Source organism: Mesorhizobium sp. M7A.F.Ca.MR.148.00.0.0 (assembly GCF_003997735.1).
Classification (GTDB): Bacteria; Pseudomonadota; Alphaproteobacteria; order Rhizobiales; family Rhizobiaceae; genus Mesorhizobium.
This window is the reverse complement of sequence record NZ_RZTB01000001.1, coordinates 123,170-147,841: the sequence shown is the minus strand read 5'-3', so window position 1 is coordinate 147,841 and position 24,672 is coordinate 123,170. Positions and strand designations below refer to the sequence as shown.

Annotated in this window: 20 protein-coding genes and 1 riboswitch; of the genes, 12 read left to right on the top strand and 8 right to left on the bottom strand. The window is 62.8% G+C overall.

Annotated elements, in window-relative coordinates; all coding sequences use genetic code 11:
* Window positions 1-51 precede the first annotated feature (51 nt).
* Window positions 52-1,380 (top strand): DNA polymerase IV, encoded by a 1,329-nt coding sequence (locus EOB49_RS00785; protein WP_127379859.1) that lies wholly within the window; start codon window positions 52-54, stop codon window positions 1,378-1,380.
* Here EOB49_RS00785 and EOB49_RS00780 read toward each other — a convergent pair.
* Window positions 1,377-1,883 carry a hypothetical protein gene (locus tag EOB49_RS00780; RefSeq protein ID WP_127379858.1) on the bottom strand — a complete coding sequence of 169 codons (507 nt, stop codon included), beginning with the start codon at window positions 1,881-1,883 and terminating at the stop codon, window positions 1,377-1,379. The two genes, EOB49_RS00785 and EOB49_RS00780, sit on opposite strands and share 4 nt — an antisense overlap.
* 197 nt (window positions 1,884-2,080) lie before the next feature.
* Between EOB49_RS00780 and EOB49_RS00775 the strand changes: the two genes are divergently transcribed.
* Window positions 2,081-2,962 carry a DMT family transporter gene (locus EOB49_RS00775; RefSeq protein ID WP_127269138.1) on the top strand — a complete coding sequence of 294 codons (882 nt, stop codon included), beginning with the start codon at window positions 2,081-2,083 and terminating at the stop codon, window positions 2,960-2,962.
* Window positions 2,963-2,973: 11 nt separating this feature from the next.
* Here the strand turns inward: EOB49_RS00775 and EOB49_RS00770 are convergent, their stop codons facing one another.
* The 3 genes from EOB49_RS00770 to EOB49_RS00760 all read right to left on the bottom strand — a co-directional run bounded on the left by EOB49_RS00770 (window position 2,974) and on the right by EOB49_RS00760 (window position 9,493).
* Window positions 2,974-3,777 (bottom strand): potassium channel family protein, encoded by an 804-nt coding sequence (locus EOB49_RS00770; protein WP_127270750.1) that lies wholly within the window; start codon window positions 3,775-3,777, stop codon window positions 2,974-2,976.
* 67 nt (window positions 3,778-3,844) lie between these two features.
* Window positions 3,845-7,372 (bottom strand): DNA polymerase III subunit alpha, encoded by a 3,528-nt coding sequence (dnaE, locus tag EOB49_RS00765; RefSeq protein ID WP_127379857.1) that lies wholly within the window; start codon window positions 7,370-7,372, stop codon window positions 3,845-3,847.
* 108 nt (window positions 7,373-7,480) lie between these two features.
* Window positions 7,481-9,493, bottom strand: a complete 2,013-nt coding sequence (locus EOB49_RS00760; RefSeq protein ID WP_127379856.1) for an acetyl/propionyl/methylcrotonyl-CoA carboxylase subunit alpha — start codon at window positions 9,491-9,493, stop codon at window positions 7,481-7,483.
* Window positions 9,494-9,690: 197 nt separating this feature from the next.
* Here EOB49_RS00760 and EOB49_RS00755 point away from each other — a divergent pair, with 197 nt between their 5' ends.
* The 5 genes from EOB49_RS00755 to EOB49_RS00735 all read left to right on the top strand — a co-directional run bounded on the left by EOB49_RS00755 (window position 9,691) and on the right by EOB49_RS00735 (window position 13,837).
* Window positions 9,691-10,818 carry an S-(hydroxymethyl)glutathione dehydrogenase/class III alcohol dehydrogenase gene (locus EOB49_RS00755; RefSeq protein ID WP_127270241.1) on the top strand — a complete coding sequence of 376 codons (1,128 nt, stop codon included), beginning with the start codon at window positions 9,691-9,693 and terminating at the stop codon, window positions 10,816-10,818.
* 70 nt (window positions 10,819-10,888) lie between these two features.
* Complete coding sequence (locus tag EOB49_RS00750) at window positions 10,889-11,359, top strand: YaiI/YqxD family protein (protein ID WP_127322761.1); 471 nt, start codon at window positions 10,889-10,891, stop codon at window positions 11,357-11,359.
* Between the two features lie 31 nt (window positions 11,360-11,390).
* Complete coding sequence (locus EOB49_RS00745; protein ID WP_023810520.1) at window positions 11,391-12,068, top strand: DUF1345 domain-containing protein; 678 nt, start codon at window positions 11,391-11,393, stop codon at window positions 12,066-12,068.
* A 97-nt stretch (window positions 12,069-12,165) separates the two neighbouring features.
* On the top strand, window positions 12,166-13,044 hold the full coding sequence (locus EOB49_RS00740) for a cytochrome b/b6 domain-containing protein (protein ID WP_127379855.1): 879 nt from the start codon (window positions 12,166-12,168) through the stop codon (window positions 13,042-13,044).
* Window position 13,045: 1 nt separating this feature from the next.
* On the top strand, window positions 13,046-13,837 hold the full coding sequence (locus tag EOB49_RS00735) for a molybdopterin-binding protein (protein ID WP_127379854.1): 792 nt from the start codon (window positions 13,046-13,048) through the stop codon (window positions 13,835-13,837).
* Window positions 13,838-13,877: 40 nt separating this feature from the next.
* Here the strand turns inward: EOB49_RS00735 and EOB49_RS00730 are convergent, their stop codons facing one another.
* Window positions 13,878-14,666 (bottom strand): aspartate/glutamate racemase family protein, encoded by a 789-nt coding sequence (locus tag EOB49_RS00730; RefSeq protein WP_127379853.1) that lies wholly within the window; start codon window positions 14,664-14,666, stop codon window positions 13,878-13,880.
* 221 nt (window positions 14,667-14,887) lie between these two features.
* Between EOB49_RS00730 and EOB49_RS00725 the strand changes: the two genes are divergently transcribed.
* Both EOB49_RS00725 and EOB49_RS00720 read left to right on the top strand, forming a co-directional pair.
* The gene (locus EOB49_RS00725; protein WP_127379852.1) at window positions 14,888-16,168 is read left to right on the top strand and encodes a D-amino acid dehydrogenase; all 1,281 of its coding nucleotides are present in this window, start codon (window positions 14,888-14,890) and stop codon (window positions 16,166-16,168) included.
* A gap of 52 nt (window positions 16,169-16,220) precedes the next feature.
* Complete coding sequence (locus tag EOB49_RS00720) at window positions 16,221-16,904, top strand: GntR family transcriptional regulator (protein ID WP_245472382.1); 684 nt, start codon at window positions 16,221-16,223, stop codon at window positions 16,902-16,904.
* A gap of 56 nt (window positions 16,905-16,960) precedes the next feature.
* On the opposite strand, the gene EOB49_RS00715 is transcribed toward EOB49_RS00720, so the two are convergent.
* A complete protein-coding gene (locus EOB49_RS00715; RefSeq protein ID WP_127379850.1) occupies window positions 16,961-17,962 on the bottom strand; it encodes a hypothetical protein in 1,002 nt (333 codons plus the stop codon).
* Window positions 17,963-18,205: 243 nt separating this feature from the next.
* A riboswitch (glycine riboswitch) is annotated at window positions 18,206-18,292 on the top strand.
* Between the two features lie 149 nt (window positions 18,293-18,441).
* On the opposite strand from EOB49_RS00715, the gene gcvT reads away from it, so the two are divergent.
* From gcvT to gcvP, 3 genes are read left to right on the top strand one after another with little or no spacing between them, the layout of a single operon-like run.
* Entirely contained in the window at window positions 18,442-19,542 is a 1,101-nt protein-coding gene (gene gcvT / locus EOB49_RS00710; RefSeq protein WP_127379849.1) for a glycine cleavage system aminomethyltransferase GcvT, read from the top strand.
* A gap of 5 nt (window positions 19,543-19,547) precedes the next feature.
* Window positions 19,548-19,916, top strand: a complete 369-nt coding sequence (gcvH, locus tag EOB49_RS00705; protein ID WP_127379848.1) for a glycine cleavage system protein GcvH — start codon at window positions 19,548-19,550, stop codon at window positions 19,914-19,916.
* Window positions 19,917-19,933: 17 nt separating this feature from the next.
* Window positions 19,934-22,744, top strand: a complete 2,811-nt coding sequence (gene gcvP / locus EOB49_RS00700) for an aminomethyl-transferring glycine dehydrogenase (protein ID WP_127379847.1) — start codon at window positions 19,934-19,936, stop codon at window positions 22,742-22,744.
* On the opposite strand, the gene EOB49_RS00695 is transcribed toward gcvP, so the two are convergent.
* Window positions 22,745-23,920 carry a GGDEF domain-containing protein gene (locus EOB49_RS00695; RefSeq protein ID WP_127267795.1) on the bottom strand — a complete coding sequence of 392 codons (1,176 nt, stop codon included), beginning with the start codon at window positions 23,918-23,920 and terminating at the stop codon, window positions 22,745-22,747.
* A 160-nt stretch (window positions 23,921-24,080) separates the two neighbouring features.
* Complete coding sequence (locus EOB49_RS00690; RefSeq protein WP_127320645.1) at window positions 24,081-24,551, bottom strand: hypothetical protein; 471 nt, start codon at window positions 24,549-24,551, stop codon at window positions 24,081-24,083.
* Between the last annotated feature and the right edge of the window lie 121 nt (window positions 24,552-24,672).

Here is a 24,672-nt window from a genome sequence, read left to right as displayed (position 1 = left end):
CCAGCCTTGTCGCTGGCCTTGCACTGTCGTACCATTGCTTCTGTTCTCTTTATGTTCGCAGCGATGGCGGCCCCTGTCAACAATCCCGATCACGGCTTTTGCCGCGACTGCCTGACGTTTCAGCGCAGCCAGGCGCGCCGCTGCGAGCGCTGCGGTAGTCCTCGGCTTGTGCGTCATCCAGAGCTTTACCGGCTGCATCTGGCCCATATCGATTGCGACGCCTTCTATGCGGCGATCGAAAAGCGCGACAATCCGGCGCTCAAGGACAAGCCGCTGATCATCGGCGGCGGCAAGCGCGGCGTCGTCTCCACCGCATGCTATATCGCCCGCATCCAAGGCGTGCGCTCGGCCATGCCGATGTTCAAGGCGCTCGAAGCCTGCCCGGAGGCGGTGGTCATCAGCCCCAACATGGAAAAATACGTGCGCGTCGGCCGCGAAGTGCGCGCCATGATGCAAGCGCTGACACCGCTGGTCGAGCCGCTGTCGATCGACGAGGCGTTTCTCGACCTCGCCGGCACCGAACGGCTGCACGGCCTGCCGCCCGCTGTGGTGCTGGCGCGCTTCGCGCAGGCCGTCGAGAAGGAGATCGGCATCACCGTTTCGGCCGGCCTGTCCTATTGCAAGTTCCTCGCCAAGATTGCGTCTGACTTTCGCAAGCCGCGCGGTTTCTCGGTCATCGGCGAAGCCGAGGCAGTCGGCTTCCTCTCGGCGCAGCCGGTGACCATGATCTGGGGTGTCGGAAAGGCATTCAACGCCACGCTGGAGCGTGACGGCATCCGCACCATCGGCCAGTTGCAGCAGATGGATCGCGGCGACCTGATGCGCCGCTACGGCACGATGGGCGACCGGCTCTACCACCTTTCGCGCGGCGAGGACGTCCGCCGCGTCGACCCCGACCAGGATGCCAAGAGCGTATCGGCCGAAACCACCTTCGACACCGATATCGCGTCGCTGGAGGAACTGGTCGCGGTTCTCAGGGGCCTTTCGGAAAAGGTCTCGGCACGGCTGAAAAAGTCAGGCATTGCCGGGCGCACCGTGGTGCTGAAGCTGAAGACCCAGGATTTCAAGCTGCGCACGCGCAATCGCCAGCTCGGCGATCCGACCCGGCTCGCCGACCGCATCTTTCAGACCGGGGTGGAGCTTCTGCGCAAGGAAACCGACGGCACGAAGTATCGGCTGCTTGGCATCGGCGTCAGCGACCTCTCGGACGACGACAAAGCCGACCCGCCCGATCTGGTCGACATCCAATCGCGCAAGCGCGCCATGGCCGAAGGCGCCATCGACGCCCTGCGCGACAAGTTCGGCCGCAAGGCGGTGGAAACCGGCTACACATTCGGCAAGGGCCGCGACGCCCATCCGCCGGAGCCGCTGGAGGATTAGGTGCGTTGCAGATCAATCCTGCTCGTCACCACGCTCTTGCCGGTTTTCGGGTCGGTGTCGATGACGGTCAGCCGCATGCCGTCCTCGCCGCGTTTCTCGACCTTCATCTGCGCCCTTCGGTCGCCATTGACCTCCTTGGCCCAGCGAATGCCCAGGTTGATCGCGTTGCCCGAACGGCTGCCGTTAAGCTGCGCCGGTCCCGTGCGAGAGCCGACATAGGTGCCGCTGTATTTGGCACCGCTGGCCTTCAGGTCCGCGCTGATGGCGCGCGTGACCACGACAAGTCCCCGGCAATTGCCGTCGAGCGACAGGGAGGTCGATGTCGCGTTCGAGCTGAACGTGCAGGACACGTTCACGGTCGGCGCATCGGTGGTGACCTTGACGATACCCTTGCCGGCGAAATTGCCCTTGAACGCCTGGAGAAATTGGGCCTCGTCGGCATGTGCCGCGCCTGCCGCAACCAATAAGCCGCCGGTAAGCGCGAATTGCGCGAAGGATCTCATTGAAGCTCTCCTTGTCGATCTAGAAAAAGGCGGGACGGTCCGCGAGCACGGCTGACCACCGGAACTCAACGCCACTTGCCGTTTCAGGTTCCGCCCGCCACACGACTGTTTTACAACATCCAGCCAGTCGCGACTGGCCCAGAAGAATGCCTTGTGTAGCGATTGCGGCAGAAGCCCTCGCCTGCAACATAGCGCGAATGGCACCCACCCCCTCGATCCCCAAGGCCGCGTTCTGGATGGCACTGTCGATCGCTTCCTTCCTTGGGATGACGGTCGCCGGCCGGGCCACGACAGCGGAGCTCAACGTCTTCCAGGTGCTTGAGTTGCGCTCTGTGATCGGCTTCTTCATCCTTCTGCCGCTGGTGATGATGAGTGGCGGTTTTCGAGCCATGCGCACGCAGCGCCCCATTGCCCATATCGCCCGCAACGTCATCCATTACACGGGCCAAGCGGCCTGGCTCTACGCCCTCACTTTGATCCCGCTGGCGGTGCTGATCTCGATCGAATTCACCACGCCGATCTGGACAGCTATCCTGGCGGTGATTTTTCTTGGCGAAAGGCTCAACCGGCCCAAGCTGGCAGCGATCGGGCTGGGGCTGATCGGCGTGGTGATCATCGTGCGCCCCGGTGTCGGCTCGGTCGACCCTGGACATCTCGTCGTGCTGGGTGCCGCGGCCTGCTTCGGCATCTCGGTGGTCACGATCAAATCGCTGACCCGGACGGACAGCGTCGTGCGCATCATCTGCTGGATGCTGATTATCCAGTCGATGGTCGGTCTCATCCCGGCGCTCTATACGTGGCGCAATCCGCCACTGGAGCTATGGCCGTGGATCGTGCTGATCGCTTTCACCGGCATGTCGTCGCATTTCTGCATGGCCCGCGCGCTTGGCTATGCCGATGCGACCATCGTCTCGCCGATGGATTTTCTGCGCGTGCCGCTATCGGCGCTGATTGGCTGGCTGCTCTATAGCGAGCAGATCGATGCCTTCACCGCCGGCGGCGCGCTGCTGATCCTGATGGGCAATCTGCTCAATCTTCAGCGCAGGGCTATAAAGCCGGCCGAAGTGGCGGCGTCGTAGTACGCCGGCCGTCAGTTCCCTTCGTCGGGTATGTTGAGAAGATGACCGCAGGCTTTGCAATGCACGGCGTCCGGCTCGTGCCGCCGCAAGCCGCACTGCGGACAGGGAAACAAAACCTTGGCTGGCCGGAAGATCGCCTGAGCCAGTCTGACAAACAGCGATATGCCGATGATCATGGTGACGATTGCGGTCAGCTTGCCGGCTATGCCCGGCAGCACGATGTCGCCGAAGCCGGTCGTCGTCACCGTGGCGACGGTGAAATAAAGCGCGTCGACATAGTTTTCCAGACCGGCGCCAGTGCGGAAGAAGAACGTGTAGACGAAGCCGGTGATGACGAACAGGAAGGTCAAAAGGTTGATGACCGCGTGGCTGGCCTCGCGCCACGGCCTCAGGCCGCGCATCTCCAGATGCCGCCAGAGCGAACCGCTGCGCGACAGCGACCACAGCCGCAGGATGCGCAGGAAGGCGAGATTGGCGAACGCCGTCGGCATCAGCAGCGTCAAAAGGATGAAGACATCGACCCACGACGTCGGCTGCTTCATCAGCCGCAGCATGTTTTTGGAGGCAAGCAGCCGGGCGACCAGATCCGCGGCGACAAGCGCGGCCGCCGAATAGTCGAGCCAGAGGAAGGACGGCTTGTCCTGAAGAACCGGCGTCGCGATGAAGAAGGCGATGATGGCGAGGTCGATGACGACGGCCACCAGTTGGAACCGGAAAGCGGCCGGCGTGCGCCCATGATAGAGCCTGCGCAGCCTGTCACGCAGCCGCGCCAAGGCTGAAACCGCCTGCGACCCGTTCCTCTGCGCCGGCTTCATACTGACTGCGCTGGCGTTCGCGGCAGCGACCGCCCGGCTGACCGCCGCGCGCGAGAAAGAGCGGGGGTCACACCAGCTCCACTTCGACCACACCCGGCACCGCGCGCATCGCCGAAGCGATCTGCGGCGAAATCCGGTAGCGGTTCGGCAGCTCGATCTCGATTTCGCCCTCGCCTTCGTCCTTGATCAGCACGAAGCTGACCTGCCCCTCGCCCCTGACAGTCAGTTGGCCGGCCAGCGTGTTGATCGGCGAGGCGTTGCGCACGAAGATGCGAAGTGCCTTCTGGATACGGCTTGCCTCGTCCTCCAGCGACTGCACCGAGTTGATGCGCAGATTGACGCCTTCCGGCCTGTCCTCGGCGGCAACGGTGATGACCACGGAGCGGCCGGCCTCGAGCAGATCGCGATATTGCGCCAGTCCTTCGGAAAACAGCACGGCTTCGTACTGGCCGGATGTGTCGGAAAAGGCGATAACGCCCATCTTGTTGCCGGTGCGCGTCTTGCGCTCCTGCTTGGACGTCACCGTGCCGGCCAGACGGCCGGCGGCGGCACCGCGTTTGACGGCCGCCGAAAACTCGGCCCACGTCTGAACCCGCATCTTCTGCAGGGCTGCCTTGTACTCGTCGAGCGGGTGCGCCGAGAGATAGAAGCCGACCACCTGGAATTCACGGTGCAGCCGGTCGGCGGCGAGCCATGGCTCCGTCGCCGGCAGATTGAGTGCCTGCGACTGGGCGCCGAGCGAAGCGCCGAAGATGTCGTGCTGGCCGGAAACCGCGTTCTGCTGCGCCAGCGACGCCAGTCCCATCATGCGTTCCACGCCCGCCATCATCGATGAGCGTTCGTGGCCGAAGCAATCGAGCGCGCCGGCCATGATCAGGCTTTCGAAGACGCGCTTGCCGACGATCTTGGGATCGACCCGCTCGCAGAAATCGGCGAGGTTCTTGAACGGCTTTTCGCCACGCTGGGCAACGATGTGCTCGACCGCCGCATCGCCGACGCCCTTGAGCGCTGCCAGCGAATAGTAGATGCGGTTCTCACCGACCTCGAAGGGGCGAAAGCTCGACATCACCGAAGGCGCCAAAACTTCGATACCAAGGCGCAGCGCGTCCTGGCGGAAATCGGCGAGCTTATCGGTGTTGCCCATGTCGAGCGTCATCGACGCCGCCAGGAACTCGACCGGATAATGCGCCTTGAGATAGGCGGTCTGGTACGAAACCACCGCATAGGCGGCGGCGTGCGATTTGTTGAAACCATAGTCGGCGAACTTGGCCAGCAGGTCGAAAATGAAGTCGGCTTGCGGCTTGCCGACGCCACGCTCGACCGCGCCGGAGACGAAGCGCTCGCGCTGCTTGTCCATCTCGGCGCGAATCTTCTTGCCCATGGCGCGGCGCAGCAGATCGGCTTCGCCGAGCGAGTAGCCGGACAGCTCCTGCGCGATCTGCATCACCTGTTCCTGGTAGACGATGACGCCTTGCGTCTCCTTCACCAGATGGTCGATCTTGGGATGGATCGACGCCATCTCCTCCTCGCCATGCTTTCTGGCGTTGTAGGTCGGAATGTTCTCCATCGGACCGGGGCGGTAGAGCGCAACCAGCGCGATGATGTCCTCGATGCAGTCGGGCCGCATGCCGATCAGCGCCTTGCGCATGCCGGCGCTTTCCACCTGGAACACGCCGACCACTTCGCCGCGCGACAGCATGGCGTAGGTCTCGGGATCGTCGAGCGGGATCGTTGCCAGGTCGATCTCGATGCCGCGCCGGCGGATCAGCTTGACCGCCGTCTCCAGCACGGTCAGCGTCTTCAGGCCGAGGAAGTCGAACTTCACCAGCCCGGCCTGCTCAACATATTTCATGTTGAACTGCGTGACCGGCATGTCCGAGCGCGGATCGCGGTACATCGGCACCAGTTCCGACAACGGCCGGTCGCCGATGACGATGCCGGCGGCGTGCGTCGAGGCGTGGCGGTAAAGGCCCTCCAGCTTCTGCGCCATGTCGAGCAGCGTCTGGACGATCGGCTCCCTCTCGGCCTCTTCGGCAAAGCGCGGCTCGTTGGCGATGGCGTCGGCGAGCTTGACCGGGTTGGCCGGATTCTGCGGCACCATTTTGGAGAGCTTGTCGACCTGGCCATAGGGCATTTGCAGGACGCGGCCGACGTCGCGCAGCACGGCGCGCGCCTGCAGCGTACCGAAGGTGATGATCTGGCCGACCTGGTCGCGGCCGTATTTCTGCTGGACGTAGCGGATGACCTCCTCGCGCCGATCCTGGCAGAAGTCGATGTCGAAGTCGGGCATCGACACGCGGTCGGGATTGAGGAATCGCTCGAAAAGCAGCGAGAAGCGCAGCGGATCGATGTCGGTGATGGTCGTCGAATAGGCGACCAGCGAGCCTGCGCCCGAACCGCGGCCCGGCCCGACCGGAATGCCCTGCGCCTTGGCCCATTTGATGAAGTCGGCAACGATCAGGAAGTAGCCGGGAAACTTCATCTTGGTGATGATGCCAAGCTCGAAATTCAACCGCTCGCGGTATTGCTCGACCGTGTAGCCCGCAGTCGGGCCATGCATGGCGAGGCGCGCGTCGAGCCCCTCATGCGCCTGGCGGGCCAGTTCGTCGGCTTCCGCCTGCACGGCGGCGTCATTGTCAGCGACATCGCCGCCGGTGAAGCGCGGCAGGATCGGATTGCGGTTTTTGGGATAATAGGAGCAGCGCAGCGCGATCTCGACAGTGTTGTCGATCGCTTCTGGCAGATCGGCAAAGAGCCTGGCCATATCGGCCTGGCTGCGCAGGAAATTGTCCGGCGACAGCCGGCGACGATTGTCGGCGGCGACGACCGATCCTTCGGCGATGGCGATCAGCGCGTCATGTGCGTCATAATCGTCACGAGAGGAAAAGAACGCCTCGTTGGTGGCGACCAGGGGCAGTTCATGGGCGTAGGCCAGATCGATCGAGGACTTTTCAATCACGCGATCATAACCGGAAACCCGGTCCAACTCGACATAGAGCCGGTCGCCGAACATTGCCTTGAGGGTTAAAAGCCGGGCTTCGGCCAGATCGCGGCGATCTTCCTTGAGCGCGGTGCCGATCGGTCCGCGCGGCCCACCGCTGAGGCAGATCAATCCGTCACAAAAGCCTTCCATCATTTCGGTGGTCAGGTGCACGGCTTCGCCTGACGGCGTTTCGAGGTAGACGCGGCTGACCAGCCTGACCAGATTGGAATAGCCGGCTTCGGTCGCGGCGAGCAGGACGACCGGCCGCATATCCGGGCCCTGCCGCCTGCGGTCGCGCTGGCCATCGCTGTTTTCGCCGGAAAAGGCGAGCGCGGTCTGACAGCCGATGATTGGCTGGATGCCGTCCTTCACCGCCTTCTGCGCGAATTCCAGGGCGCCGAACAGATTGTTGGTGTCGGTGACGGCGATGGCCGGGGCTTCGTCCTTGACCGCATGAGCCACCACCTTGCCGATCTGCAAGGCGCCTTCCAGCAGGGAATAGGCCGAATGCACGCGCAAATGGACGAAGGGCCGCGCCGGGGCCTCCGGCCGCGCCGCAGCAATCGCTGCTTCGCGCTTCAGGGGATCGCGGGGAAGTTTTTCGTCGGCCATGGTGCTGTGTGAAGGTCCTTGAGTCGATGGAGATGTATTGTCCGGGACCGCGCGATGCCAGTCCAGCACAAACCGCTGCTGATCACAGGCTGCCTGCCCCGCCAGGCCTTACGCAAACTCCATGATCACCGCGTCGACAGCCAGGCTGTCACCCGGTTTGGCGTTGAGCTTGGAGACGACAAGGTCACGTTCGGCACGCAGCACGTTTTCCATCTTCATCGCTTCGACCACCGCCAAGGTCTCGCCGGCCTTGACCTCCTGGCCTTCGGCAACGGCAATCGACACGACAAGGCCAGGCATCGGGCAAAGCAGCAGGTTCGACGTGTCCGGCGCCACCTTTTCGGGCATCAGCCTTTCCAGCTCGGCGGTGCGCGGCAGCATGGCGCGCGCGGTCACCGACATGCCTTTCCAGGCTATGCGAAAGCCGTTGGCAACCGGCCTGACCTGAGCCGTAACCTTGCGCTTGCCGACCGTGCCGCGCCAGACCAGGTCGCCCGGCCGCCAGTCTGATGCAACGGTCAACGCCCTGCCGGCCTCGATCGACAGATCGATTTCCATCGGAATGGAAATCATGCCCTCGATAATCGAGGCCGACAGATAGTCATCGCCGATCTTTACCACCCAGTCGCGCTTCAGAGCTCCCGAATGCGGCGCCAGCCGCCCGCCCAGCCGGTCGAGCCGGTCACGGCGCAGCAGTTCCACCGCCGTCGCAATCGACGCCAACACGGCCTTCTCATCGTCGTTCGGTACGACCGGCGCGAAGCCGTCGGGATATTCCTCCGATATGAAAGCGGTCGATATCCGCCCTTCCCGCCAACGCGGATGCTGCATCAAGGCAGCCAGGAACGGAATGTTGTGCTCGATACCGTCGACGACGAAGCTGTCGAGCGCTTCCGACATGGCATCGATGGCCTCCAGACGCGTCGGCGCCCAGGTGCACAGCTTGGCGAGCATCGGATCGTAGAACATCGAGATTTCGGAGCCCTCGGTGACGCCGGTGTCGTTGCGGATGACGACATCGCCGAATTGTCCTTCCTCAGGCGGCCGGTAGCGTGTCAGCCGGCCGATCGACGGCAGGAAGTTGCGGTAGGGATCTTCGGCATAGAGCCGGCTTTCCACCGCCCAGCCGTTCAGCTTGACGTCGCTTTGCTTGATGGCAAGCTTGGCGCCGGCGGCGACGCGGATCATCTGCTCGACCAGATCGATGCCGGTGACGAGCTCCGTCACCGGATGCTCGACCTGCAATCGTGTATTCATTTCAAGGAAATAGAAGTTCTTGTCCTTGTCGACGATGAATTCGACCGTGCCGGCGCTCTGGTAGTCGACGGCCTTGGCCAGCGCCACCGACTGCTCACCCATAGCCTTGCGCGTCTCGGCATCGAGGAACGGCGACGGCGCCTCTTCGGCGACCTTCTGGTTGCGTCGCTGGATCGAGCATTCGCGCTCGCCGAGATAGAGCGCATTGCCATGCGCGTCGGCCAGCACCTGAATTTCGATATGGCGCGGATCGACGACGAATTTCTCGATGAAGACACGATCGTCGCCGAACGAACTCTTGGCTTCCGAGCGCGCGCGGTCGAAGCCGTCGCGCACTTCGGCCTCGCTCCAGGCGATGCGCATGCCCTTGCCGCCGCCGCCGGCCGAAGCCTTGATCATCACGGGGTAGCCGATTTCGCCGGCAATCTTTTCGGCATGGTCGGCATTCTCGATGACGCCGAGCCAGCCGGGCACGGTGGAAACCTTTGCGGCGTTGGCGAACTTCTTCGATTCGATCTTGTCGCCCATCGCCTTTATGGCCTTGGGCTTCGGGCCGATGAAAATGATGCCTTCCGCTTCCAGCGCTTCGCAGAAGGCCGCCCGCTCGGACAGGAATCCGTAGCCGGGATGCACGGCCTGGGCCCCCGTTTCCTTGCAGGCGGCGATGATCTTTTCCGGGACGAGATAGCTCAGCGCGGCTGGTGAAGGCCCGATATGCACCGCCTCGTCGGCCATCTCGACATGCACGGCATCGCGATCGGCATCGGAATAGACGGCAACCGTGGCGATGCCCATCTTGCGCGCCGTCTTGATGACGCGGCAGGCAATTTCGCCGCGATTGGCGATCAGGATCTTGGTGAACATGCGAAATGTCATCCCTCGGGTCGGCCGTTCCTTTTATGGCCTGTGCTTGCAGGGTCAAGCCGACCATGCAATTCACTGCCTTTCAATCGACTTGCGATTCCAATTCATCGCCGTGGCCCAGTCAGGGAGCCAGCCGCTAGTTGATCGTGTCGGCAAAACCTGAAACCTTGGAAAAAACTCGCATTGGAGGACGTCTGATGAAAACCCGCGCCGCTGTTGCTGTCGCCGCCGGAAAGCCGCTGGAGATCATGGAGGTCGATCTCGACGGCCCACGTGAGGGCGAGGTGCTGGTCGAGATCAAGGCGACCGGCATCTGCCACACCGACGAATTCACGCTGTCGGGCGCCGATCCGGAAGGTCTGTTTCCGGCCATCCTCGGCCATGAGGGCGCCGGCGTCGTCGTCGATATCGGCAAGGGCGTCACCTCGCTCAAGAAGGGCGATCACGTCATCCCGCTCTACACGCCCGAATGCCGCCAGTGCCATTCCTGCCTGTCGCGAAAAACCAATCTGTGCACGGCCATCCGCGCCACCCAGGGCCAGGGCCTGATGCCCGATGGTTCATCGCGCTTCTCGATCGGCAAGGACAAGATCTTTCACTATATGGGCTGCTCGACCTTCTCCAACTTCACCGTGCTGCCCGAGATCGCGCTGGCCAAGGTCAACCCCGACGCGCCCTTCGACAAGATCTGCTACATCGGCTGCGGCGTCACCACCGGCATCGGTGCTGTGATCAACACCGCCAAGGTCGAGATCGGCGCCACCGCCGTCGTCTTCGGCCTCGGCGGAATCGGCCTCAACGTGATCCAAGGCCTGAAACTTGCCGGCGCCGACATGATCATCGGCGTCGATTTGAACAACGACAAGAAGGAGTGGGGCGAGCGCTTCGGCATGACGCATTTCGTCAATCCGAAGGAGATCGACGGCGATGTCGTGCCCCACCTCGTCAACATGACCAAGCGTGGCGCCGACCAGATCGGCGGCGCCGACTACACATTCGACTGCACCGGCAGCACCAAGGTGATGCGCCAGGCGCTGGAAGCCTCGCATCGCGGCTGGGGCAAGTCGGTCGTCATCGGCGTCGCCGGTGCCGGCCAGGAGATCTCGACGCGGCCGTTCCAGCTGGTCACCGGCCGCACCTGGATGGGAACCGCCTTCGGTGGCGCGCGCGGCCGCACCGACGTGCCCAAGATCGTCGACTGGTACATGGACGGCAAGATCCAGATCGACCCGATGATCACTCACACGCTGAAGCTCGAGGACATCAACAAGGGTTTCGATCTCATGCATGAGGGCAAATCGATCAGAAGCGTCGTGGTTTACTGAGGAAGATACCAGGCCGCCGCCCAATCGGCCCGCGACCTCTGTGGTTCACAAGTGGGAGGAGAAAAGAAACATGAGCGAACTCCCCGCCATTCTCGTCGATGCAGACGCCTGCCCGGTCAAGGCCGAGGTCGAAAAAGTGGCCGACCGGCATGGCGTCGTTGTCACCTACGTCTCCAATGGCGGCCTGCGGCCATCGCGCGATCCGATGGTCCGCAATGTGGTGGTCTCCAAGGGCGCTGATGCCGCCGACGACTGGATCGTGGACAATGCACGCACCAACGACATTGTGATCACCGCCGACATTCCGCTGGCCGCCCGCGCGGTGGCACTCGGCGCCCATGTGCTTGGGCCAACGGGGCGCCCCTTCACGCCGGAAACGATCGGCATGGCGGTGGCGATGCGTGACCTGAAGCAGCATCTGCGCGAGACCGGCGAAAGCAAGGGCTACAATGCCAGCTTCGCGCCGCAAGACCGGTCGCGGTTTCTCGGCGAACTCGACCGCATCTTGCGGCGGGCGCTCAAATCCGCCACACCAGACTAGAAACCGAGCGCCATCCAAGGTTGGAACCGACATGGCTGCCGAAACCCCGGTGAAGTCTCCCATTCAGCGCCACATGTTGTTCGCTGTGTCGGCCTGCGTTGGCGTTTTTGCGCTTCTCGTGGCGTTGCTGCTGCACGCCCCGCTCGCCTATTCGATCGGCGCCAACGCGTTCTTTGCCGCCTATGTCATTCTCGTCGTCGCCCAGATGCCGAAGTTCACCGGCAGGTATCTGAGCAGGAATGCGCGTGCCACGGACCAGCCGGTGCTGGTCATCTTCGCTGTGACGCTTGTCGTCGTCGGCGTTGCCGTTATCTCATTGTTCCTATTGATCAATCAGAAGGACAGAAGCCATCCCGTCGAGCTCACCTTCGCGCTGCTGTCGATCCCGCTCGGCTGGTTCACCATTCATGCCATGGCAGCGCTCCATTATGCTCATGTCTACTGGATGGACGGCGATGCTGTGGATGCCGAGACCAGGAAGAAAATCCCTGTCGGCGGACTGCTGTTCCCGGGTGACAAACGGCCGGAGGGCTGGGATTTCCTGTACTTCTCGACGGTGATCGGCATGACGGCACAGACCGCCGATACCAACATCTCGACCACGCATATGCGTCGTGTCGTGCTTGTCCATTCCATCCTGTCGTTTTTCTTCAACACGGTCATCGTCGCCGCCGCCGTCAATCTCGCCGTCAGCCTGGGCGGTCCGTAATAAATCCGTGATCGGATGAAACATCGGTTTGGATCGCGACGTATCAGGAGGACAATGAACGCGCAGGCCATGCCGCGAGGCCGGGAGACGAAAGACGATGGAATCCGTTGCCAGAAGCCAATCCGCCGCCGATCCAGGCGCTTCGGCGTCGAACGACAAAACGCTGATCTACCGGCAGTCGCGCTGGACACGGCTGACGCATTGGCTTTGGGCCATCTCCCTGTTCTTCATGCTGCTGTCAGGCCTGCAGATCTTCAATGCCCGTCCGCAGCTCTATATCGGCAAAGAATCGGGCTTCGACTACAACAACACCATCTTCGCCATCGGCGCCGAGAATTCCGATGCGGGTCCGCGCGGCTACACGGAAATCTTCGGGCATCGCTTGGACACCACTGGCGTGCTCGGCTGGTCGGGTCCGGCCGGCCAGGAGACGTCCCGCGCCTTTCCATCCTGGGCGACCATCCCGTCCTACTATGACCTCGGCACCGCGCGCGTCATCCATTTCTTCTTTGCCTGGATACTGGCCACAACGTTGATCGTCTGGTTTGTCGCCAGCACCGTGAACGGCCATCTGCGGCGCGATCTCGCGCCACGCCTCGACGATTTGAAGCGATTGCCGCAAGACATCGTCGACCACGCCAAGCTCAAATTCCACCACAGGCGCGAATACAACACGCTGCAGAAGATGGCCTATGGCGGGGTGCTGTTCGTGCTGTTGCCGCTGATGATCATCACCGGCCTGGCCATGTCGCCGAGCATGAATTCGGTGCTGCCGTTCCTCAACGATCTGCTCGGTGGCCGGCAGACGGCACGCACCATCCATTTCACCGTCATGGTGCTATTGGTCGCCTTCTTCGTCGTCCATATCCTGATGATCCTGGCCGCCGGCCCGATCAACGAACTGCGCTCGATCATCACCGGCTGGTATCGGACAGATCCTCCCGCACAGGACGATACAGCCGAGAGGAGTGCCTGACATGGCAAAATTCCAGATCAGCCGCCGCAAATTCCTGACCGGTGCCAGTCTTGGCGTCTCCGGCATCATGCTGTCGGGCTGCGACGCCTTCGACAGTCAGCTAGGTGTTGGCAGCGGCCTGCGCAGTTTACTCGAAAACGCCAATGGCCTGACCTACCGCGCACAGCGGCTGCTTGCCGGAAGTGACGCGCTCGCCCCGGAATTCACCGAGGCCGACATCCGCCAGCCGCAGCGGCCGAATGGTGTCACCGCTCCCGATGACGATGTCTACAAGGGCTTGCTCGCCAACAACTTTGCCGACTGGCGACTGGAGGTTTCAGGCCTTGTCGAGAAGCCGCTGTCGCTCAGCCGCGAGCAACTCCAGAATATGCCGAGCCGCACCCAGATCACCCGCCATGACTGCGTCGAAGGCTGGAGCTGCATCGCCAAATGGACCGGCACGCCGCTGTCGCTGGTGCTGGACCAGGCGATGGTCAAACCGCAGGCGCGTTACGTCATGTTCCATTGCCTCGACACGATCGACCGCAGCCTGTCGGGCGACATCAAATATTACGGCAGCATCGACCTGGTCGATGCCCGCCACCCACAGACGATCCTCGCCTATGGCCTGAACGGCAAGCCGCTGCCGGTCGAGAACGGCGCTCCGCTGCGGGTTCGCGTCGAGCGCCAACTCGGCTACAAGATGCCGAAATATCTCTACAAGATCGAGCTGGTCGACGGCTTCGCCACTGTCGGCGGCGGTCGCGGCGGCTATTGGGAAGACAATGGTTATGACTGGTACGGCGGAATCTGAATCGCACACCGCAAACGCTGCGGCCCCAAAGATGGCCAACCTATAGCGAGCGGCGAAACAGTTCGCCCTTTCCGGCAATCTGCTCGCCAATGCCGCCGAGCCGCAGCATGTGCCAGGCAAGTGCATGGTTGCTCGAGGTTACCGGTTTCCCCAGTTCCTTCTCGACGTCCTCGATGATGCGGGCAACGCGCATGCTGGTGCAGGAAACGAACACCGCCTCACAGTCGCTCGACGCACCGATTTCCAAGATGGCCTGCTTGACCGATGCCGGCGTGATGCGCGCAACGACATTGTCATCCGCCTCGTTGAAGGAGCCCATGACCGGAATGTCCATCCCCCGCGCCATCAGCGATGCACGTAGCGAATGATTGATTTTCGCCAGATAAGGGGTGAGCAGCGCGATCCGCGAGACGCCCAGTGCCTTCAGCGCCGCCCGTGCCGCCGTCACCGGGTTGGTCACCTGCACGCCCGGCAGCACCTCGTGAACGCGTTCGGCGACCTTGTCCTCGCCTATAACTAACGCTCCTGACGTGCAGGCAAAGCCGATCACATCGAACTTGACGTCCGGCAAGAGCCCGACAGTTCCCGGGATGACGGCCGACATCTTCATCAGGTTCTCCGGCGTGATCTCGACATCGCTGTAGAGCCGCGCCTCGTACAGCGCGATGTCGCGCGCGGGCAGCGCATAGCGGAATTCATCCTCGATGGTCTGGTCGGTCCGAAGGACGAGCAGGCCGAGATTGGCGCGGGTGCCGATGCCGTCGTCGATCTTGAAGGGAATGTGTTCCTTGTCGGCGACAAGCGCGGCGCGGCTAAGCGGGGCGTCCATGGCGCAGTCCCCTTCCTGATGCCAATCAGAATTGTCGACAATAAAAACGACAACTTTGCCAAACGTGTCAAGAGCTCCATTCGAATTTTGGGAACCGGGAAGTGCCGGGATTTCGCCCTCTCTGAACGGTGAATCGATCGTCGACCCACGCGCCGTTGACAATGACCAGCGTCTTCCGGTTGAATTGTCGACAATAGAAACGACAACCATTCGGGTCAGCGATGCGCATATTGATCTTGGGCGGCGGCGTTGTCGGGATCACCACTGCCTATCAGTTGCAGAAGGACGGCCACACGGTCACCGTTCTCGAGCAGGCATCACAGGTGGCCGAAGGGGCTAGCTGGGCAAATGCCGGCATGATCGCGCCCGGCCATTCCTTCGTCTGGTCATCGCCGGCCGCGCCAAAAATCCTGCTGAAGTCGCTGTTCCAGAAAGACCAGGCGCTTCGTTTCAAGCTCTCCGCCGACCCGCATCTCTACAGCTGGTCGCTGCGCTTCCTCATGCAATGCACGGCCGCCAAAGCGCGTCGCAACACCCTTCTCAAACATCGGCTTGCGGTCCATTCCCAATCGGTCCTACAGGCGGTCGTCAGGGAGGAAGCGATCCAGTACGACAGGACATCGGCCGGCATTCTTTACTTCCACCGCAACCGCCAGGCGCTCGACAAGGGCATCGCCAACATGCGCCTGCTGGAGGCCGACGGCCAGGAGATCCGCATCATAGACGCGCAGGAAATCGTTGACCGCGAGCCGGCGCTGGCTTCGTCGCGCGGCAACATTGCCGGCGGCATATTGTGTCCGACCGACGAAACCGGCGACGCCGCCAAGTTCACGCGCGCGCTGGCGGCCATCGTCGAAAATAGGGGTGGCAAGATCCTGACAGGGACCAGGATCGTGGGGATCGAACGCAGAAAGGAAACGATCACCCGGATCGTCACCGACAAGGGAGAGTTTCTGGCCGACACCTACGTTCTGTGTCTCGGCGCCGAGAGCCCCGTCCTCGCCCGCAAGATCGGCCTTGGTCTGCCGATCTATCCGGTCAAGGGATATTCCATGACCATTCCCATCGTCGATCAGGCGCTGGCTCCAAAACTCCCTGTCATCGATGAGCACAATCTCGTCGCCATCACGCCGATGGGCGATCGCATCCGCGTGACCGCCACCGCGGAATTCGCGGGCTATGATCGCAGCCACAAGCCTTCGGATTTCGCCTTCATGAAGCGCGTCACGCAGGACCTGTTCCCGCGCGGCATCGCCTATGATCGCGCCGAGATGCGGGCCTGCCTGAGGCCCATGACGCCCGACAACCTGCCGATCCTCGGCCGGCGCGACATTCGAAACCTGTGGCTGAACACCGGGCACGGCCATATCGGCTGGACGATGGCGCATGGATCGGCCCGTATCGTCGCCGATCTGATCGCCGGCCGGGCAGCGCCGATCGCCCTCGACGGCATCCTTCCCACACAGGCGCGGTTCGCCGAACCAAGCGCCGCAAAGGCTTGACGACGCCATGCTCCGACCCGCCAGGCAAAGCAACCGGGACAACAGCGCAGCGTTGGCATCCAAGCCGATCAAGACCGGCCCGCGTGTCTATGAAGAAATCCGTCGCATGGCGATGGATTATCGCTTCAAGCCGAACGAGCGCATCAACGAAGTGGCGCTTGCCGCCAGGCTGAATGTCAGCCGCAGCCCAGTCCGGGAAGCGCTCCAGCGGCTGGTCACGGAGGAACTCATCACTTTCCAGACCAATCGCGGCTTCTTTTGCCGGGGCTTCGATGTCGACGAGATCGTCAATCTTTCCGACGTGCGAGCGGTGCTCGAGGAGCGCTCCGTCAGGCTGGCGATCCAGCGCGCGACTGATGAGGAACTCGCCGCGCTCGTCGACTGGTGGGCGCTCACCATGGCGCGCGCCGACTCGTTTTCCAGCACTGAGCTGACCGCCAGGGACGAGGAGTTTCACATCCGCATCGCCAGGCTGTCGGGCAATCCCGAACTGGCGCGCATGCTCGAAGGCATCAACACGCGCATCCATTTCGTTCGCAAGATCGAAGTGGAGAAGCACCGGCGATTGTCGACGACCTACACCGAACACAGCGAAATCGCCCGGGCCATGGTCGCCCGCGATGCCAACAGGGCCGCAAGGCTCATGCACGACCACATCGCCATCAGCGTCGCCGATGCCATGTCGACCGTCAGGGAAGGCTTGGCAAGGATATACATCGACGTCGGCCAGATCTAATCGGGCAACCCCAGCTTTGACCGAGGCCTCCCTACCGCTCAGGCAACCCCTACCGCTCAGGCGACCTTGTCGAGCAGCGGCCTCAGCGCCGGATGGATTTCCGGTGAGGCGTGCTTGATCAGGGTCAACAGCGCCCGTTCGTTCTCGTAAAGAGCCCTGTCGACGCCGATATGTTCGATCAGCCAGCCGGCTTCGCCGGCATCGATCGTCTCGGCGCGGCGGGCCAGAGCCTCGGCCGCCCTGTTCTTGGCTTCCCACTCGGCCTCGACGTCGCCTGGAGACCGATAGGCTTCCATGATGCCGGCAAGGCCTCCGGAGATCATGCGGCTGAAGAAGCCGCCGATTTCCGGATCGGCATGTTCGAGGAAGGCATCACGGCGCAGCGCCACATCGCGCGTCGGTGCTTCGTAGCCGGCCGAGCACATGACGAAATTGGCGATCGCCTTGACGAACAGCTCGTTCCAGGACGGATCGTTGTGCCCTTGAGCAGTGCACTCGTTGATCTTGAACAGCACCTCGGCCTCGGCGCGCGTGATGGCGATGTTGCCGTCGCCGCCATGGGCATGGAGGATCCGGCGCAGCAGCTCAACCTCCGCCTGTGCGATGAGGCCGGGAGCCAGCGTGCCGCCGAGCATCAGCGGCCCCTTGCCGTCAATGACGGCATGCGCCACCTGCTCCAGCGCATAGACGCAAAGCTGGCTCGGCGACGATTTCGCCTGTTCCAGCACATGCACCAGCAATTCGAGCTCGGTCCGGCTGTCGACCATGCCATCGCGCGAGATCGTGCGGATCAGCCAGTCGGCATTGTCTTGCGAGATATAGCCCGACGGCTTTTCCTGGTGGACGATATAGTCGGTGACCGCCTCGACGAAGAAGGGCGGCCATTCCTGGCATTTGTCCTTCGCCGTTGCATCGAGCGCAAACAGCGCCTCGGCCTCGCCGCGCGTCACGACGCCATCGCCGAACACTTCATGGCGCAACATCGCCACGTCCTCCGCGGCGATGCGGCTTTTCGAGGTCAGCCCGGCCACCGGCGCGCTCATGATCAATTCGCCCATTTGTCGTCCCCGTCCGCCGTCGCCAAGCGCCGGCCCCAAGCGTCATACAAGCCAACATATCAGCAGTGTCTTGAAAAACCGGCAAACGGCGTGGTTAGCGAAGACTTGTCGGCCAACGCATGTCGCCCAAAACGTGCCGCGGTTTTGAAGAATGGCATGCACGCGCTTTAGATGTCGCTGACAGGTGACAAGCCGTCGCGCGCGAGCTATGGATGGCGCGTCGAGGACTCAGGGTCTGAGTCCTACCTGTTTGCGGGAGAGAACAGCGAGAGCTGTCGCCGAAGGGGAAATCGCCCGAAATCTCTCAGGCAAAAGAACCGTAGACGGGAAAGACACTCTGGAAAGTCGGGGCTTGCCCCCGCGCCGAAGGTGTAAGCGCCGCTGACAGAGTTCCGGCTGCGCGAGTCTCTCAGGCTTCAGACAGAGGGGCACGGACTGGTCGCCATTCGCGACCGATTGCGTGCGACTCTGGAGACGACATGACGGGCGACGATACAAGACACCTACCCCTCGAAGACATCCATGTAACCGCCGGTGCGCGCTTTGGCGCTTTTGCCGGCTGGTCGATGCCGCTGACCTATCCGGCGGGCGTCATGAAGGAACATCTTCACACCCGCGAACAGGCCGGCCTGTTCGACATCTCGCATATGAAGCTGTTCGAAGTCAGCGGGCCGGAGGCGGTTGCGCTGCTCAACCGCGCTTGCCCCTTGGATGCAGGCGCACTCCAAATCTCACAGTCCAAACTGTCCTTTTTCCTCAACGAGGCAGGCGGCATCCTGGACGACCTCATCGTCACCAGACTTGGCGATAACAGGTTCATGGTAGTCGCCAACGCAGGCAACGCCGTCGCCGATGAAAAGCATTTGCGTGCACTTGCCGCGGATTTCGACGCCAGGGTCGAGCCGCTCGACCGCGTCTTCCTGGCCATCCAGGGTCCTGAAGCCTGGGCCGCCCTTTCCCGCGCCGGCATCGAGACCGGCTCGCTGCTTTTCATGCATGGTGTCGAACCGCGCAAAAACTGGTTCATGAGCCGGTCGGGCTATACCGGCGAGGACGGTTTCGAGATCGGCCTGCCGGAAGCCGATGCACGCGACCTCGTCGCCAAGCTGCTCGGCGACGAACGCGTGCTGTGGATCGGCCTGGCCGCCCGCGACAGCCTGCGGCTGGAGGCAGGACTGTGCCTGCATGGCCAGGACATCACGCCGGAGACCGATCCGGCCAGCGCCGCCTTGATGTGGGCAATTCCAAAGGACATCCGCGCTTCCGGCGCTTTCATCGGCGCCGATGCGCTCCGCGCCGCCGTGGAACGAGGACCCGCGCAAAAGCGGGTAGGGCTTAAGCCGGAAGGCCGCCAGCCGGTGCGTGGCGGTGCCGCGCTTTTTGACGCCGACGGCAATCCGGCCGGCCAGGTCACATCGGGCGGCTTCGGCCCCTCGGCCGGCCATCCGGTCGCCATGGGCTATGTCTCGACACCTCTGGCAAAGCCCGGAACGCGGGTCTTCGCCGATGTGCGCGGGACGAAAATTCCAGTCGATATCAGTTCCCTGCCCTTCACACCCCATCGCTACCGCAAAGGATGATCTCAATGGCAACGACCTATTTCACATCGGATCACGAGTGGCTCCGCGTCGAGGGCAGCATCGCCACGGTCGGCATCACTGATTACGCGCAGGAGCAGCTCGGCGACCTCGTCTTCGTCGAACTGCCGGAGACCGGAAAAAAATTGACCAAGGGCGACACCGCCGTCGTGGTCGAATCCGTCAAGGCGGCATCCGATGTCTATGCGCCAGTCGATGGCGAGATCACCGAGGCCAACGGCACGCTGTCGTCGGATCCGTCACTGGTCAACTCGGCCGCAACAGGGGCCGGCTGGCTGTGGAAGATGAAGCTTGCCGACGAAAGCCAGCTCGCCGGTCTCATGGATGAGGCCGCCTACAAAGCCCATATCGGTTGATATCAGGACTTATTGACATGACCGCAGCACCCTACCCCTTCTCGGCCCGCCATATCGGTCCCGGCCTCAACGACACCAGAGCGATGCTGGCCGCCATCGGCGTGCCCTCGATCGAGACGCTGATCAGCCAGTCCGTACCGAAGTCGATCCGGCTCGATCGGCCGCTTGCACTGCCAGCACCGGCGAGCGAGGCGGAAGCGCTGGCCGAACTCTCGGCTGTCATGTCCGGGAATACGGTGCTGAAAAGCTTCATCGGCGCCGGTTATCACGGCGTCCATGTCCCGCCGGTTATCCAGCGCAATCTGTTCGAGAATCCTGCCTGGTACACGGCCTACACGCCCTATCAGGCAGAGATCAGCCAAGGCCGGCTCGAAATGCTGTTCAACTTCCAGACGCTGGTCACCGAATTGACCGGCCTGCCGGTGGCCTCGGCCTCGCTGCTGGATGAGGCAACCGCCGTGGCCGAAGCCGTCGGCATCGCCTTGCGCCACCACCGCGACAAGCGCACCAAGGTCGCACTTGCCGGCACGCCGCATTCGCAAACGCTGGACGTGGTGCGCACCCGTGCCGAGCCGCTCGGCATCGAGATCGATGGCGAAACGATCGACGACAACACCGCCGCCCTGCTTGTCTCCTGGCCGGATACATTTGGCATCTATGGCGATCACAAGGCAGCGATCGACAAGGCGCGCGCGACCGGGGCTATCGTCGTCTTCATCGCCGACCCGCTCGGCCTGACGCTGACCGACGCGCCGGCCAAGCTCGGCGCCGACATCGCCGTCGGCCCGATGCAGCGTTTTGGCGTGCCGATGGGCTTTGGCGGCCCGCACGCGGCCTATTGCGCCGTCTCCGACAGGCTCACGCGGTTGATGCCCGGCCGCCTGGTTGGCCAGTCTACCGACAGCAACGGGCGACCCGGATACCGGCTTGCCTTGCAGACACGCGAACAACATATCCGCCGCGACAAGGCGACCTCCAACATCTGCACCGCGCAGGCGTTGCTCGCCAACATGGCGACTGCCTATGCCATCTGGCACGGCCCCGCCGGGCTGCAGGCGATTGCCGGGCGCATCCACACGCTGGCCAATCGTCTCGCCTCCGGGCTCAAAGCAGCAGGTATCTCCGTGCTCGGTTCAAGCCGCTTCGACACGGTGACGGCGGAGGTGAAGGGCAAGGCAGCTTCGATCGCCACTGCGGCTGAAAAGGGTGGCAGATTGCTGCGTGCCGTCGATGCCGATCATATCGGCATTGCCTTCGACGAAACTTCGACCGAGGCCGATCTCGACGCAATAGCGGCCCTGTTCGGCGCCAAGGCTGGTGTCTCCGCCGACAGCACGGTGCCCGGCAAGCCGCGCGGCAAGGAGTTCCTGACCCAGCCTGTTTTCCACGAAAACAAGTCGGAAACCGAGATGATGCGCTTCCTGCGCCGGCTGGCCGACAAGGACCTGGCGCTCGACCGCGCCATGATCCCACTGGGGTCCTGCACCATGAAGCTCAACGCCGCCGCCGAGATGATGCCGGTGAGTTGGTCGAGCATTGCCAATCTGCACCCTTTCGCCCCGGCCGCGCACTCGACAGGCTACCGTGCCATGATCGGCGAGCTGGAGGGCTGGCTGTCAGAGATCACCGGATTCGACGCCGTCACCTTGCAGCCCAATGCCGGGAGCCAGGGCGAATATGCCGGCCTGCTCGCCATCCGCGGCTATCACCGCTCACGCGGCGACAACCACCGCACCGTCTGCCTGATCCCCTCCTCGGCGCATGGTACCAATCCCGCGAGCGCTGCGATGGCCGGCATGAACGTCGTCGTCGTGCGCTGCACCGAAGACGGCAACATCGACATGGACGACATGAAGGCCAAGGCGACTGAGCATGCGCAAAATCTCGCGGCGCTGATGTTCACCTATCCCTCGACGCATGGCGTGTTCGAGGAAGGCGCACGCGATCTCTGCGCACTGATCCATGAGCATGGCGGCCAGGTGTATTTCGACGGTGCCAACCTCAACGCGCTGGTCGGGCTTGCCCGTCCCGGCGACATTGGCGCCGATGTCTGCCACATGAACCTGCACAAGACCTTCTGCATACCGCATGGCGGCGGCGGACCCGGCATCGGGCCGATCGGCGTCAAGGCGCATTTGAAGCCGTATTTGCCCGGCCATGTCACCGAAGGCTCGGCGCACGCCGTCTCCGCCGCCCCCTTCGGCAGCGCCTCGATCCTGCCGATCACCTGGATGTATATCCGCATGATGGGCGCCTCGGGCCTCAAGCAGGCGACCGAAACGGCGATCCTGTCCGCCAACTACATCGCGACGCGGCTCGGTGCGCATTTCCCGGTGCTCTACAAGGGCAGGCAGGGACGCGTCGCGCATGAATGCATCCTCGACACCCGTGTGCTCAAGGAGAGTGCAGGCATCAGTGTCGACGATATCGCCAAGCGCCTGATCGATTATGGTTTCCACGCGCCGACCATGTCGTTCCCGGTTGCCGGCACGCTGATGGTGGAGCCGACCGAGTCCGAGCCCAAGCGGGAACTCGACCGCTTCTGCGAGGCGATGATCGCCATATCGGCAGAGGCAGCAAAAGTCGCCAGGGGCGAATGGCCTTTGGCCGACAATCCGCTGGTCAACGCGCCGCACACCGCTTCCGAGGCGCTGGCCGGCCAGTGGACCCATCCCTACTCGCGCCTGGAAGCGGCCTATCCGGCCGGCGACGCCGACACGGCAGCCAAGTACTGGCCCCCGGTGTCACGCATCGACAATGTCGCCGGCGACCGCAACCTGGTCTGCTCGTGCCCGCCGCTGTCGGACTATCTGGGGGCTGCGGAGTAATTACGCTGAGCGCAAGGCCGGCTTGATCGGCTCGGCCTTGCCCATCCTCTTGCGGCTGATGACACAATTTCGCCCGGCGCGTTTGGCGGCATAGAGCGCCGCGTCCGCCTCGGCGAGCACGTTGTCCAGCCTGCTGCCGCTTGCCTCGCCAAAGCCGATGCCGCCGCTGACCGTGCTGCGCAACTTGCCGAGCTGGGTGGGGACGATTTCGGTGCCGAACGCCACGCCGATCTTGCTGGCGAGATCGTAAGCTTTTTCGTCCGTCATCCGCGACATGACGATTGCGAACTCCTCGCCGCCAAGGCGAAAAGCGTCGACGCCGGGCCGGGCATATTTCTTGATGACGGCGGCAAAACGGCACAAGACCTGATCCCCTACCGGGTGACCGTAGACATCGTTCGTCCGCTTGAAATGGTCGAGGTCGAACATGACGATGGACATGAACGGACCGAAACTCCGTTCGCCGTAGAGCGACGTCAATGCCCGGCGGTTCAGCAACCCTGTCAGCGGGTCGGTCATGGTCTCGGCCTTGAGTTCGATCTGCGCCTGCAGATGATGGAGGGAGAGCGTCAACGCTCCGAGCCCGGTCATGCAGGCGACCGCCACGACGGAATTCAATCGTTCGGCCCAGTTGTCGGGCGCAACCCCGAGCGTCCATTGCCCCTTGGTCAGCAGAACCACGCCGCAAAGCGCAAACGACATCGCGCAGGTGCCGCTCAGAAACGAAACCACCAGAAGGATGCGGCGGTCGTGACTGCCGTTGATCCAGAACATGGCACCGATCGCCGACAGCAGCGCCGTCACCGTGGTGTAGGTGACGATGAAGCCAATGCCGTCAAAGCCCATAAAGGTCACGACGGCACAAATGGCCATGGCGGCTAGCGCCGGTGCAACGGCGCGTCCGTAGCCGGGCACCCCCAGAAATTGCATGGCCGACAAGCAGATGATCAGGAACCCCAGGCTGAGCAGTGCAAGCACGATCTGGCAAAGCAGTGGATCGGGATCCTTTGTGTACCGCCAGAACAGGATCACATGCGCGACGAGCACCAGAATTCCGCACGCAACCGTCAGCACGAAACCTGCCTTGGGCGCGGTGAACCAGATGGCAAACATGGTGACGCTGAGGCATATGCCCGACAGCGCGGCTGCGAGCAGGAGCGAACTGAAGTCCAGCATATCGGGCAAGGGCCTCTTGAGCGTCGACGGTTGCGCTGCATTCTAGGTCAGCGGCAGCCCTCAGATACGGGTTTTCAGGCAATCCATCGATGCAACCTGCGGATAGGGTTTACAAAGCGTCGATGGCCCGTGTCCCGAAACCGGACCCATGGATGCGAGATCAACCCTTGTTCAAGAGAGCGAGGTTGGCGTTGACGACGGTGGGATCGGCCATGCCGGCCTTCGCTTCGAGCAGCAGCGCCTTGGCCTTCTTGCGATTGCCGCGCAGCAGTTGCGAATAGCCCATATTGTTGACGATCTGCGGCTTGCGGCCGGCGACCTTCAAAAGCTGGCCGTAGGCTCGGTCGGCGAAGTCGAAGCGGCCGAGTTCATCATAGGAAGCGGCGAGCCCCATCCAGGCCTCCGCATTGTCGGCTTTCAACTCGACGGCCTTGCGGAAGTGCTTTTCGGCGAGGCCGTAATTGGCGTCGCGAAACTGCGCCTTGCCTTGCGCCAGATCGGAGGTTTCGGTGTCTTTTGCCGCCGGTTGGATGGCGGTGGTCTTGGTGGTGTCGACGCCACTCGTCGTACAGCCAGACATCATCAAGACGGCCGCCATTGCGGCCATTGCCGTGAAATTACTGTGACGCATGCCCCTGCCTCATCGCCCGATTGCCGGGTCGTTCTTCAGGAAACACAATATATCAGCGGCGATTAAACTTCGGTGCCGAAACGCCGCCAAAATTCGGCTTCGGGCACACCAGCCATTAACC